13 protein-coding genes are annotated in these 12,448 nt (G+C 36.3%); 9 read left to right on the plus strand and 4 right to left on the minus strand.

Annotated features, from left to right (window positions below; genetic code table 11):
• Window positions 1-148: 148 nt before the first annotated feature.
• The 5 genes from GPS65_RS12580 (at window position 149) to GPS65_RS12600 (ending at window position 5,824) form a co-directional block, all read left to right on the plus strand.
• Entirely contained in the window at window positions 149-1,432 is a 1,284-nt protein-coding gene (locus GPS65_RS12580; protein WP_119124529.1) for an SIR2 family protein, read from the plus strand.
• The gene (locus tag GPS65_RS12585; RefSeq protein WP_119124530.1) at window positions 1,429-1,680 is read left to right on the plus strand and encodes an ABC-three component system middle component 6; all 252 of its coding nucleotides are present in this window, start codon (window positions 1,429-1,431) and stop codon (window positions 1,678-1,680) included. The genes GPS65_RS12580 and GPS65_RS12585 overlap by 4 nt, the downstream gene beginning before the upstream one ends.
• Window positions 1,677-3,455 carry a DUF2326 domain-containing protein gene (locus GPS65_RS12590; RefSeq protein WP_161985433.1) on the plus strand — a complete coding sequence of 593 codons (1,779 nt, stop codon included), beginning with the start codon at window positions 1,677-1,679 and terminating at the stop codon, window positions 3,453-3,455. The genes GPS65_RS12585 and GPS65_RS12590 overlap by 4 nt, the downstream gene beginning before the upstream one ends.
• Window positions 3,456-3,884: 429 nt before the next feature.
• Window positions 3,885-4,853, plus strand: a complete 969-nt coding sequence (locus tag GPS65_RS12595; RefSeq protein WP_119125675.1) for a tRNA dihydrouridine synthase — start codon at window positions 3,885-3,887, stop codon at window positions 4,851-4,853.
• A gap of 113 nt (window positions 4,854-4,966) precedes the next feature.
• The gene (locus GPS65_RS12600) at window positions 4,967-5,824 is read left to right on the plus strand and encodes an SMI1/KNR4 family protein (protein WP_144481925.1); all 858 of its coding nucleotides are present in this window, start codon (window positions 4,967-4,969) and stop codon (window positions 5,822-5,824) included.
• Between the two features lie 58 nt (window positions 5,825-5,882).
• Here GPS65_RS12600 and GPS65_RS12605 read toward each other — a convergent pair whose 3' ends face one another.
• Window positions 5,883-6,254: a hypothetical protein gene (locus GPS65_RS12605; RefSeq protein WP_012009201.1), complete on the minus strand. Its 372-nt coding sequence runs from the start codon at window positions 6,252-6,254 to the stop codon at window positions 5,883-5,885.
• A 183-nt stretch (window positions 6,255-6,437) separates the two neighbouring features.
• Between GPS65_RS12605 and GPS65_RS12610 the strand changes: the two genes are divergently transcribed.
• Window positions 6,438-6,875 (plus strand): Rrf2 family transcriptional regulator, encoded by a 438-nt coding sequence (locus GPS65_RS12610; protein ID WP_119124532.1) that lies wholly within the window; start codon window positions 6,438-6,440, stop codon window positions 6,873-6,875.
• A gap of 65 nt (window positions 6,876-6,940) precedes the next feature.
• Window positions 6,941-7,855 carry an NAD(P)/FAD-dependent oxidoreductase gene (locus tag GPS65_RS12615; RefSeq protein WP_119124533.1) on the plus strand — a complete coding sequence of 305 codons (915 nt, stop codon included), beginning with the start codon at window positions 6,941-6,943 and terminating at the stop codon, window positions 7,853-7,855.
• A gap of 9 nt (window positions 7,856-7,864) precedes the next feature.
• Here the strand turns inward: GPS65_RS12615 and GPS65_RS12620 are convergent, their stop codons facing one another.
• On the minus strand, window positions 7,865-8,065 hold the full coding sequence (locus tag GPS65_RS12620) for a hypothetical protein (protein WP_119124534.1): 201 nt from the start codon (window positions 8,063-8,065) through the stop codon (window positions 7,865-7,867).
• A 113-nt stretch (window positions 8,066-8,178) separates the two neighbouring features.
• Between GPS65_RS12620 and GPS65_RS12625 the strand changes: the two genes are divergently transcribed.
• Window positions 8,179-8,826 (plus strand): DUF3885 domain-containing protein, encoded by a 648-nt coding sequence (locus GPS65_RS12625; RefSeq protein WP_144468497.1) that lies wholly within the window; start codon window positions 8,179-8,181, stop codon window positions 8,824-8,826.
• Between the two features lie 33 nt (window positions 8,827-8,859).
• Here GPS65_RS12625 and GPS65_RS12630 read toward each other — a convergent pair whose 3' ends face one another.
• The gene (locus tag GPS65_RS12630; RefSeq protein ID WP_012009206.1) at window positions 8,860-10,188 is read right to left on the minus strand and encodes a 6-phospho-beta-glucosidase; all 1,329 of its coding nucleotides are present in this window, start codon (window positions 10,186-10,188) and stop codon (window positions 8,860-8,862) included.
• Between the two features lie 199 nt (window positions 10,189-10,387).
• Between GPS65_RS12630 and GPS65_RS12635 the strand changes: the two genes are divergently transcribed.
• Window positions 10,388-11,119 (plus strand): MurR/RpiR family transcriptional regulator, encoded by a 732-nt coding sequence (locus tag GPS65_RS12635; protein ID WP_012009207.1) that lies wholly within the window; start codon window positions 10,388-10,390, stop codon window positions 11,117-11,119.
• Between the two features lie 17 nt (window positions 11,120-11,136).
• Here GPS65_RS12635 and GPS65_RS12640 read toward each other — a convergent pair whose 3' ends face one another.
• Window positions 11,137-12,336, minus strand: a complete 1,200-nt coding sequence (locus tag GPS65_RS12640) for an MFS transporter (RefSeq protein ID WP_119124535.1) — start codon at window positions 12,334-12,336, stop codon at window positions 11,137-11,139.
• Window positions 12,337-12,448: the final 112 nt, after the last annotated feature.

Below are 12,448 nucleotides of genomic sequence, written 5' to 3' on the forward strand. Positions count from 1 at the left end.
CTATATGTGCTTACTTAATAATAATTTCTCATAAATCTCAACATAACATGGATTTTTTGAATTGAAAATCTATAAATGAACCAAAAAATTACCAAAATTTTAATTTTTATGGTAATCTATGAATAAGAATATAAAAAAGGTGATTAAAGTGGAAAACGAATTCTTAATACCTAACTCATTAATTGAAAATGCAAAAAATAATAATCTTGTATTCTTTATCGGTGCTGGATTTTCGAGAGATTTCGGCTTCCCAGATTGGAATGGGTTAGTGAAATTAATGTTAGAAAAGATTATTGAAGAGAACTCAGAATACAAACCATTTATAGAGCTCCTTGAGAACAAAACCATGGGAGTATTAGATATTTTAGAATATATAAAAAGTGAAAAAAGAATCATAAGAGATACTATATATAAGAGATTTAAGTATGATAGTAGAAAAGAAAAATTATTGGAAAAACACAGAAAATTATTTAGAATCTCCAAAAAAATAATTACTACTAATTACGATCAATTATTGGAGAAAGCTGCAAAAGAACAAATAGAAAAGATAATATACACGAACGAACATTTAATGGGACAAATCCATAATCTTAACGAATTTATTCTAAAAATACATGGTGATCATGAGTCTGCTGGTGATTGTGTCTTATTAAGAGAGGACTATGAGAAGTTATATGACCAAGATAATGCTACTCTTGCTCAAATGAAAAATATGATTGCTAGTAAGACAATTCTTTTTATTGGATTTAGTTTATCAGATCCTTATGTAAGCAACGTATTTGAGTATATTAATAAACTTTACAGTGGATATCATGAAAGAAGTTTTATTTTATCTGTTAATAATGAGGACTTCACAAAATATAACGTTAAAAGTATACAATTAAAAGATCATGATCAGATTGTTCCTTTTCTTGAACAAATGAGTGATATGTTAGAGAGAGAAAATACTGTAGTTACCAAAAAGGAAAAAGGTTTAGATGAAGATATAGATGAAGATGAGTTTAAAAGCTTTCTTTTAGAGTTTAATAAAAGTAAAAAAAAAGCAATGGAAATTCTAGATTTAAATGAAGAAGAAATAGAAAATAAGTATGAAAAAATGGTTTGTAGCGAGAGCTTTAGGAAAGAAATTGAAACTTATTCCGCTTATTTTCCATCAATTGATGAAATTATGATGACACCAAGTTATATTGATTTTGATAAAAAGACTATTATTACTAGTACTGTGAGGTCTAGTTATAATAGGGTTCATAATTGTTTTAACACTGGTGAAAGTATTTTTGAAGCTACTGTTGATGAAATTTATAAAGAATACTCAAGTGAACTTTCTTATAATAAGTCTAAGTTGCGATTTTATATCAAGATTTTAGTGTCATGGGCTATTATTGGTTGTGACATTTTTAATGAGGATAAACGGAAAAAGGTGTCTTTATGAATTTCTTTACAATGCATAAATATCAAAGTTTAGAAGAGAATTTATTATACGATGCAAAGGTGCTGTATTTTCTTTTGGATGATAATAAATCTAAACATTTAGATAAACTTTTCAATGAGTTTTCGCAAAAACAAGGTATTGAATTAAATATAAATATTGAAAGAGTTTTATTCTTATCATTGGCATTCTTGTATTCAATGGGATTAATAACATCAGATAGCAATATGATAAAGAGGGTAAAAAAATGATTTTAAAAGAATTATCAATATATTCTTATAAAGAGAAGAAAGTTTTAAATACTTATCAATTTAATGAAAAAGGTGTAAATATAATTTTAGGCGAAAAAAAAGACGAAAAAGATGAAGCGAATGGGGTTGGAAAGACTACTATGATAGAATGTCTTTCCTTCCTTTTAGGTGAAGAAATAAACGCATATTATAAAACTAACAAAATGTTAATAAGTAAGGGTATTCTAATTACACTGAAGGTTAATTCTAACGAAATTGACAGCTTTTTAGCTAGGTTCATTAACACACCCGATAAGGGATATATATTATGGGATAAAAATATTTGTTATGATCTAAATGAATGGGATATATATGAAGATAAAGATTACAAGAAGAGAATTCAAAAAGAGATTTTAGGGGATGAAAATAGCGATATTTCTTTTGCTTCAATAAGGGAATATATTATAAGAGATGAACAAAACGGTTTTATAAAAAATTCATTGGGAATATCAGGTAGAAATGCAACTACAGAGAATAAGATTCTAGCTTTCTTGTGTAATTTGCCTTACAATTCAGAAACAGAAATAAAAAGAATAACTAAAAATATAAATGATTTAAAAGATAAGAAAAAAATACTTTCTACTACAATCGGAAAAACTATCTCTGAATTAAAATCTGAAAAATCTAAGTATAGAAGCAAAATTCAAAAGCTTGAAAAAAATATAAATTCAATTGATATAAACAAACAATATAATTTAAAAGCCATAGACTATAGTAAAAATAAATCGGAATTAAATAATATTCAAAATGAACTTTTTAAACTAATGCATGTTAAAAATAAATATATACAAAATATCGAAAATTTAAAGAAAAAAGTTGAGGAAATCCAAGCACTCAGTGATATTGAACCTTTCTATAAACAGCTATTGGGATGGTTTCCTAATGAAATCTCGAATAATTACGATAAAGTGAAGAATTTTTATGATTTTATGGTTGAAAATAGAGGGAGTTATTTTGAAGGTAAAATAAAAAACATAGATGAGAAGATAAACGAACTACTTAAGTTGAAAGACAAATTAGAAAAAACTTTGAAGAATGATTATACGATACTTAAGAATAGTAGTCTATTAGAAGACATAAACTCAATGATTGCAGATAGAGAAGAGTTAAATACTAAAATAGCTGAGATAAACATTCAATTAGATAATCATGATAGATTAAAATCAATTACAAATCATATAAACGTCTTAAAAAGCGATCGGTTAACATTAACGCAACAGAAGACAGATGAATTTAATTCATATGAAAAACATATCGAAAGTTTGGAAAAATTATTTCAAACGTTGTCTGAACTAGCTTATGATACTGCTGGAGTTTTCGATGTTCAATTTGAGAATAATGTAAATGATAGAAAAAAATCTATAACTGGTAGAGTAAAAATAGAATGCAGTTTGCCTGACGATCGTTCACACGGTATCAATTATATGAAATTAAATATGTTTGATTTAACATGGTTTATTTCTTCGTTGGAAAATTTTAGTGGGCACAACATTAACTTTTTAATTCATGATGGCTCATATTCAAAACCAAATCCCTCTGTAAAGGCAAGAATTTTGAAGTTTATTAATAAAAAAATTAATGAGATAAAAAAGGGACAGTACTTCGTAACTTTGAATAAAGATGAATTACTAAAAGGGGATTTGGATTTCTTCGAAAAAAACGGGTATATTGTTGCTAAATTAGAACGAACAAATGATAACACTAAAAGGTTTTTTGGTTTTAAATTATATGATTAAGAAAACAGGAAACAAAAATAATTTTTTCTTGAAAAGGAAGAGTTATTTTATATTAGTATCATTAAAAGCTGTTTAAATCCCGCTTCTATATTTTTAGTCGTTATAGTCACCTTTGAAAATTTCAAAGATAAGTATTTAACTTATGTTAAATCTGTAGAAAGTCTGGTGTTTGATCAATAAATAAATGTATTTAATATCCCAATCTCTTAGAAAATATCGAGATAGGGATATTTTATTTTCAATTCACTTTTTAAATAGCGGTAACCGGAGTTTGAAAAATTAATTTCATCCCGCATTTGGCTTTATAATTTCCTTTTTTGCAATTTTGCCCGGTTCATATTAAAGTATATAATGATAAAAATTGCTGAAAGACTTTATAGAAGGACATGCCCCATAAGGCGCTATGTCATGAGAGGAATTGAACGAAAGATGAGTAAAAATTTCTGGCGTGATTTACCGCGGCCATTTTTTATATTAGCACCAATGGAAGAAGTAACAGATGTTGTGTTTCGTCATGTTGTGAGTGAGGCGGCGAGACCGGATGTGTTTTTTACAGAGTTTACGAACAGTGAGAGTTATTGCCACCCTGATGGTATTCAAAGTGTGAAGGGGCGTTTAACGTTTACAGAGGATGAGCAGCCGATTGTTGCTCATATTTGGGGAGACAAGCCTGAGAACTTTAGACAGATGAGCATTGGAATGGCGGAATTAGGTTTTCAGGGGCTTGATATTAATATGGGCTGTCCTGTCCCGAATGTCACACAAAACGGGAAGGGCAGTGGATTGATTCTACGCCCAGATGTTGCGGCAGAGCTGATTCAAGCGGCAAAAGCAGGGGGATTACCTGTTAGCGTCAAAACAAGACTTGGTTTTACAGAAGTCGATGAATGGCGCGGGTGGCTAAGACACATTTTGGAGCAAGGTATTGTGAATTTATCGATCCACCTTCGTACAAGAAAAGAAATGAGCCAGGTGGATGCGCATTGGGAGCTCATTCCTGAGATCAAAAAACTTCGTGATGAAGTAGCACCTGATACGCTTTTGACGATCAATGGTGATATTCCTGATCGTCAAACGGGCTTAAGGCTCGCTGAACAGTATGGAGTGGACGGAGTAATGATTGGGCGCGGGATTTTCCATAACCCATTTGCTTTTGAAAAAGAGCCGAAGGAGCATACAAGTGATGAATTGCTTGGTCTATTAAGATTACATCTTGACCTTCATGATCAATATTCCTCATTAGGCTTGCGTCCATTCAAGGCGTTGCATCGTTTTTTTAAGATTTATGTAAAAGGATTCAGAGGAGCGAGCTTCCTAAGAAACCAATTAATGAACACCTCATCAACAGATGAAGTGCGTGCAATGCTGGATGAATTTGAAGCAAGAAATCAAGAATAATCATGACCACCAAGAGAAGGAGAAACCCTTCTCTTTTTTTATTAAATAGGACTATTAAACTAGTTCTCTCAAATGGTAAAATGAGATAGAAATAGCAATTGGAGGTATTTTATTTGAAACCATTCTGGGATACAGAAATAGAAAGTGATGAAACATTTAAGAAAATCAATGAGAAAGGCATTGCAAAAGCGGAAAAGAAGCTAGGTGTCATCCTGCCTGATACATATAAGAAACTCATCCTTGAACAAAATGGCGGTTATACCCTGCACAATGCTTTTCCAACGGACCAGCCGAATGGATGGGCAGAGGATCATGTGTCATTTGATCATTTAAGAGGTATTTCCAAAGGCGAAGGCATCATGGACAGTGATTATTTAATAGAAGAATGGGAATTACCTGAGGGACTTGTACTCATTTGTGGGGATGGTCATACATGGATTGCATTAGATTATAGAGAAACAAAGAAGCATCCGCCGATTCACTACTTTGATCTAGAATATGAGACGGATTTTAAATTAGCAGATTCGTTTGATGAATTGATTGCGGGGCATTATACCGCAGAAGATATCGAAGAAGATGGGATGTCAGATGAAGAGTGGCAGGCTGAATATGAAAAGCAAAATCCACCACTATCAAAAGAAGAAGTGAAAGAAATATTGAAGACTCGAGACCCTGAGGCACTTCATAAAATTGTATTTTTTCATTTAGAACAAATTGATGATATCAAGTGGTTTTTTTCAGAAGTAGAAACTTTTATGAACTCCATTCAAGACGAAAATATGTTAGTAACTGCTGGCTGGGCGCTTAGTACGATCCTTACACTGAATGCTGTGGTGATTAAGCAGAATGACGATGTTTTTCAAAGTGCACGTCGTTTTGCAGAGCAATTGAATCAATCAGAAATAGAAGAAATGCATGAAATCGCTTTTAGTATATCATTATGGTTGGAATTTGATTTGGAAGAGCAATAAGAATATCTATTTAATATAAAAAACCCCCCTTTTCAAAAAGGGGGTTCACACCAACTACTTACTCCGCACTCTCCTCAACTTCACGACTATCCTCTGTTTCACCAATATAAATAGGACCGTTTGCATGGTCGAGTCGGATTGGCCATTCGTATGGAATTTGAAGTCGTTTAGCAATACCTCTCCAGAATTTTGTGGAATCATATTCAAATTCTTGGAAGTCTTTTAATAAGTCTTTGTAAGACGAGCCATCAAATTGAATGAACATGTCTTGAAGGCGTATGAACGCAACATGTCTCACTTCTAATGCTGCCGCAGCCTCCATTTCTTCTTCTGTTGCTTCTCCAATGATTGTTCCTGCGGGTGGAATCATGTCGTATACGTTAAATTCCTCTTCTTCTTCGTGTGCTGCATTGTGCTGTTGATCTGACATTTCTCTTCACTCCTTTTAGTCTTCATCAAGCTTTTATTCGTGCTTACTTTTATTATCGGAAGGAAATGCGAAATGTGGAATGAAAAAAGAAGCAGATTCACAATACTTGCTTTTTCTTCTTGAATCTTTTATGATTAATTACAGATATAAAAGATCTATAATGGATAGAAAGGAAATCTTCTGATGAAATATTCTAAAGCGACCAACTATGCGCTGCATACAATGGTGTTTTTAACGCTTGCTCCAAAGGGAAAAGCAATTGGCGTTGAGCCTCTGGCTAAGATGCAAGACCTTTCAGCCACTTATTTATCCAAAATTTTAACAAAGCTTGTGAAGGCAGGATTGATTGAATCAACACCTGGCGCAAAAGGTGGTTACACCATTCTGAAAAAGAAGGAGGACATTTCGTTTTTAGATGTCATTCAGGCGGTAGAAGGTCAAACCAATTTATTTCGTTGTTCCTTAGAACATGATTCTTTCATGCCTCATGATGGCTGTTTGATTGAACAAGCCATGCAGGATGTTGAAACGAAAATGCAGGAAACACTTAGTCAAAAGCGGTTAGTTGATATCGCTAGCCAAATTGAGCAAACAGAAAAAAATCCATTTTTCAAGATGTGATTTTTTTTGAACAAATTATAGATATTAAGAGTCTTTAAAGTCTTGAATAAAAAGGAGAGATTGATATGTTATTAGATTGTGCCATCATTGGAGGCGGACCAGCTGGATTAAGCGCAGCACTTGTTGTGGGGCGAGGCAGAAAACAGGTCATTGTATTCGATGACGAGTTACCGAGAAATCGAGTGACTCAGGAATCACATGGATTTATTACAAACGATGGAATGACACCGTTTGAGATCAGACAAGCGGGAGAAGCAGATCTTCAAAACTACCCCCATATCCAAATCAAACGAAGTAGGATTGTTGAAATACAAAAAAATGAGGACAACTTTGCCTTACTGACACAAGAGGGAGAAAGGTTTGAAGCGAAGAAAATCATATTGGCAACAGGACTAAAGGATATACTGCCAGAGATGAAGGGGATTCATGAAGTGTATGGAAAGACGTTGTTTAGCTGTCCTTTCTGTGATGGCTGGGAGCTAAAGGACAAGCCGCTTGCGCTCATTGCGGAGAATTCACGTGCTTTGCATATGGCTAAACTTCTTTCCAATTGGACAAAGGATTTAATTGTGTTTACGAATGGGAAGCAAGTGTTTGCTGAAGAGGAGAAAACATTGCTATCAGCTCATTCTATCCAAGTCATTGATGTACCGATTATGTCCATTCATCATGAGAATGGACATATGCACTCTCTTCACCTTGCGAATGGGGAAACAGTGAATAGAGAAGGCGGATTTGTCGCAAGTGAATTTAAGCAGTCAGCTCCATTTGCTGAAATATTAGGCTGTCAAATGACGAAAAATGGCGGCATTGAAACAGATATTCTTGGACGTACAACCGTCAGCGGTGTCTTTGCATGCGGTGACAATTTAGGCGGCCCTGCTCAACTTGTTCTTGCCGCAGCTGCTGGTAGCCAAGCAGGAATGGGCGTCATTCATGAACTCGTACAAGAGGAGTTTCAAGAAAAAACATCTCTATAAAAGAGATGTTTAGCGATGAACGGTTTTCCGTTTTACTAAAATGTGAGCTTTCCATTCAAAAAGTGCGTAGATGACAAAGAAGATCAAAATCCAGCTGCTGACATCTACCCAGACATTGGAAAGATGAATGACATTTACCTGATCAAGTCCAGCCTGTATCCACATAGTGATCAATGCGGTGAGGAACATCTTTAAAAACCATTTTTTCAATTGGTCACACCTCCATCTCTTTCTATCATATAAGAAATGACAGTTTATTTCCAATTGTATTTCCATCAGTTTCAACGGTAAAATAAGAAATAAAATCAATGGAAGGACATGAAATGAGCGATCAAACCACTAGTTTTTTAAAAAGTCATTTTCCTGATCTTGTCCTCACGCCGCCTCTTTTTTATGAATGGCCTTTTGGGCTTCGCTTTGAAGTGGCAGATTGGTCATTAGGAGAAGAATCGGTTGTATTAGAAAAAGCAGGGGATCGTGCTTTGAAAATTGTCAGATATGCTTTTGATCCAGAAGACGATATTCTATTTGTCACGGATGTCTATACGCAGCATGAACATGAATTAATGAAGCAAAAGCTCCTAGTCTATCAAAAATATGTTCGCCGGCAAGTACGCAAACGATTGCGTCACGAGCTTTTGACCTATGTCATATCAGAACTAGATGAGCCCCTGACCTTGGAGAGATTTACGTTGACATGCCAGCTGCAAGATATACGATTACGCCCACTGCTGCATGCCATATGCCAAGAGGATTTCTATGCACCGAATCAAATTTTGAACGGGAAGCTTGGTTATGAAATTTATCTCATCAATCTCTCAAAACAGATGATTTTCCACTTATATGATGATCGAGGCTGTGATCTTATTGCGGCAGATACTGAGCGTCTTCGACCCGTCTATGAAGGCTTACAGCACTGGCTATTAGACTATGACCGCCCTCAGATGGATCAGTTGTTTACAGAGAAATAAGAAAACCGCACTTTTGACAAGTGCGGTTCTGTTTTATGCTTCTACTTTATTGAAGAATTGTGGTAAATATTCTTTGTGTGCTTCTAGCATCTCATCTAGGATGCTTTTTGCAATCGCATCTGATGGGACGAGCGGGTTGATCGTCATTGCGACAAGTGCTGTGTTGTAATCGCCTGTCACGGCTGCTTCAGCGGCAACACGTTCAAAGGATTTAATTTGAGAAATCAGTCCTTTGACTGCGACTGGCATTTCACCAACAGCGATTGGTTTAGGGCCATCTTTTGTGATGACGCAGTTCAGTTCTACAGCAGAATCATTCGGAATGTCACTGATGGCACCATTGTTAATGGTGTTCACAGGCTGAATGTCATGCTTGTCGTTATAAATCGATGCAATCAAGTTACAAGCAGCATCACTGTAGTAGGCACCGCCTCGTTTTTCAAGCTGTGGCGGCTTGATATCAAGATCAGGGTCTTTGTACAGTTCGAACAAGTCATTTTCAAGTGCACGAACGACTTCTGCACGAGTTCCTTCATTCTCCGCTGCTTTCTTTTCCTCAGCCAGCATATCACTTGTTTTGTAGTAGTAGCGGTGATATGGACATGGAATCACGCCAAGTCCTTTTAAGAAATCAGCATCCCACGGAATGGCTTGAATATTGTTCATTGACATCGTAGAGTTTGGATCTGCCATGTCTTCGATGACTTGATCCATGATGCTTTTACCATCTAAGAATACGTTGAGTCCGAAGACCATATGGTTTAATCCAGCAAAGCTGACTTCGACTCTGCTTGCGTCGACATCAAGTCCTTTGGCAATGCCCATGCGAATGCCGATTGGCACGTTGCATAAGCCAACAACTTTGCGATGGTTTGAATAGCGAAGAACAGCTTCTGTGACCATACCAGCTGGGTTGGTGAAATTCACAAGCCATGCATCTGGGCATAGTTCTTCAATGTCTTTCACAATATCCAAAATGACTGGAATGGTACGAAGTCCTTTGAATAGACCTCCTGGACCATTCGTTTCCTGACCAATGACATCATATTTTAAAGGAATGCGTTCATCCTTCATACGTGCTTCAAGAAGTCCGACACGGAATTGTGTTGTGACGAAGTCAGCGCCCGCAAGCGCTTTTCGGCGATCTAATGTTAAATGAACATCGATTGGAAGTCCTGCTTTTTTGACCATTCGTTTTGCAAGATCTCCGACGATTTCAAGCTTTTCTTTTCCTGCTTCAATATCGACAAGCCAAAGCTCGCTAATCGGAAATTCATCGTACCGTTTAATAAATCCTTCTACAAGCTCTGGTGTATAGCTTGATCCTCCGCCAATTGTGACAACCTTTAATCCTTTTGCCATGTGCTGCACCTCCGAATAATGTAACGCGCAATGTTATAATAGAGAAAAGCCAATTCTTTTGTTTGTACATCTATAGCTTATCGTGAGAGCGTCTCGTGCGTAAATGACTTCAGCGTCTTTAGGCAAGGGTGCCTTATTTAGAGAATTGTTACATAAAAGAAACACATTGTGACATGCTGTTGGAGAAAGGGGAAGTCAGATGTTTTCAAGTGAGGTTATTTCCAGCTTTAATGAACTAGAAAGCGCTTTATACCGATACATCATGGAAAACAGTGAAAAGGTCGTGTATATGAGAATTCGGGACTTAGCAGATGCAGCCCATATCTCCACCTCGTCTGTCCTTCGCTTTTGCCGAAAAGTGAATTGTGAAGGTTTTTCAGAGTTTAAAGTGAAACTCAAAATGTATTTAGAATCAGAGCGGACACCTACTTTAAAAAGCACCCAGCACTTTTTATATGAATTTATTGAACGTACCCTAAAAGGGGACTTTGAAGGAAAGATTAAAGAGGCAGCAAGGCTCATTGCCGATGCAAAAAATGTGCTCTTTATCGGCACTGGCAGCTCTGGTATTTTGGCACAGTATGGGGCGAGATACTTTTCAAGTCTTGAGAAATTTTCATTTTACATCAATGATCCGTTTTTCCCGATGAATATGCAGTATTTAGACAATAGTGTAACCATTGTGCTGTCTGTATCCGGGGAGAACAGTATTACGATTGATCATATTTCGAAGTTAAAAAGAGAAGGAAGCAAAATCATTAGTATTACAAACAATCAGCACTGCACGATTTCACGCATTTCAGATTTAAACATTGCTTATTACGTGACAGACGAACGGGTTCATAGAGCCAATATTACGACACAGACGCCAGTTGTGTATATTTTAGAAGCGATGGCGCGTGATATGTTCACAATGTTAAAGGAAAAGTAAAAGAGCCGCTGCACGAATCAGCCGCTCTCTTTTTTCTGCTTCATAAAAGAGAGGATGGCAATCCCGGAACAGACGAGTACAAACAAACCGCCTAGCAAATACACAAATCTCGTCCCGAATGCATCTGCAATCAATCCAACAAAGAAAATAGATAAACTGACAGATATAGAAGAGAGGACGTATTGAGCAGAATACACCTTTGATAAATCATGGACTGGCGTTTCCGTTTGAAGAATGGTTTGCTGTGAAACATCTCGAATTTGATAGGCAGGCCCCATCAAAATACAAAGAAGCAACGCAAGCCATGGCAGGCTGTTCAGCGAAAACAGAATGGTTAGCACTGCATAAATAAAAGAGCCTGCTGCCATAAAGAGAAGAAGTTGTTTTTGAATAAAACGGCTCAGCCATGCAGCCAAGAGCCCGCCTATAATGGCACCTATATAATAAGCAGCATTGATAAATCCCCACCATTCCTCACCTTGCTTTAAAACAAGTGTGACAAAGGCAAGTGTAACCGGTCCGACCCATAAAGCACCTGCAATATTTTCACAAACATCCATGAAGGTCAGAGTACGCACTGTTTTGTTTGTCCAAATCATCTTCCAGCCATCCTTGAATCTGTTCATCGTATCTGCCTTTTGGACCGTGTCTTCTTGCTTGAGTAGAGAAAGAACAGGGAGGATAAATAGATAAGACAACACAATCATGAAACAAGAGGCCCACATTAAATAAAATGGACCAAGCAATAGGACAAGCATTCCAGTAAACGAATAGCCAGCAATTTGAACAGATTGATAAAAAACGGAGGCTGTACTGTTCGCTTTCACAAGCTGATTTGCTGGCACAAGTATCGGCATGATGGCCTGTAATAAAGGACTAATGAATCCGCCTGTGATGGAGATTAAAATGAACGCACTAAACAGCCAGACCAGATGCTGCTGAAAGAAATGAAATTGGGTTGTGAACACAACGAGCATCGCAATCCGAAAAAGAGGGACCCATTTCAATAGACGATCGGCTTGAAAGTGAGCGGTCAAAACAGGAGAAATAAGCCCAGCGAATAACTGACATAGCGTTCTTATTAGCGGAAATACTGCCGCATAGGCAACAGATTGTGTATCTTGATAAATAACTAACGTGATAATCATCAAAAATAGAATATCACTCAGCATGAGAAGGCTTTTACTGCCTGTATAGTACCAAAACTTATTTCCCATATCCAACCGGCTCCTTTCCAAAAACAAGTTTAGTATAGCATGGTGATGAAGGGGCTAGAGGCTTTCCATTGAAAAATACATCTTAAGGATGAGAGGATTGTGATAAGCTAAA

This window comes from Bacillus pumilus, from assembly GCF_009937765.1.
In the GTDB taxonomy this organism is placed as follows: Bacteria; Bacillota; Bacilli; order Bacillales; family Bacillaceae; genus Bacillus; species Bacillus pumilus_O.

What these genes read in the sequence shown, in the direction of transcription:
- GPS65_RS12640 (WP_119124535.1), bottom strand. Translation starts at nt 12,336, where the DNA reads ATGGGAAATAAGTTTTGGTACTATACAGGCAGTAAAAGCCTTCTCATG.
- GPS65_RS12625 (WP_144468497.1), top strand. Translation starts at nt 8,179, where the DNA reads ATGAGCGATCAAACCACTAGTTTTTTAAAAAGTCATTTTCCTGATCTT.
- GPS65_RS12585 (WP_119124530.1), top strand. Translation starts at nt 1,429, where the DNA reads ATGAATTTCTTTACAATGCATAAATATCAAAGTTTAGAAGAGAATTTA.
- GPS65_RS12615 (WP_119124533.1), top strand. Translation starts at nt 6,941, where the DNA reads ATGTTATTAGATTGTGCCATCATTGGAGGCGGACCAGCTGGATTAAGC.
- GPS65_RS12630 (WP_012009206.1), bottom strand. Translation starts at nt 10,188, where the DNA reads ATGGCAAAAGGATTAAAGGTTGTCACAATTGGCGGAGGATCAAGCTAT.
- GPS65_RS12590 (WP_161985433.1), top strand. Translation starts at nt 1,677, where the DNA reads ATGATTTTAAAAGAATTATCAATATATTCTTATAAAGAGAAGAAAGTT.
- GPS65_RS12595 (WP_119125675.1), top strand. Translation starts at nt 3,885, where the DNA reads ATGAGTAAAAATTTCTGGCGTGATTTACCGCGGCCATTTTTTATATTA.
- GPS65_RS12610 (WP_119124532.1), top strand. Translation starts at nt 6,438, where the DNA reads ATGAAATATTCTAAAGCGACCAACTATGCGCTGCATACAATGGTGTTT.
- GPS65_RS12635 (WP_012009207.1), top strand. Translation starts at nt 10,388, where the DNA reads ATGTTTTCAAGTGAGGTTATTTCCAGCTTTAATGAACTAGAAAGCGCT.
- GPS65_RS12605 (WP_012009201.1), bottom strand. Translation starts at nt 6,254, where the DNA reads ATGTCAGATCAACAGCACAATGCAGCACACGAAGAAGAAGAGGAATTT.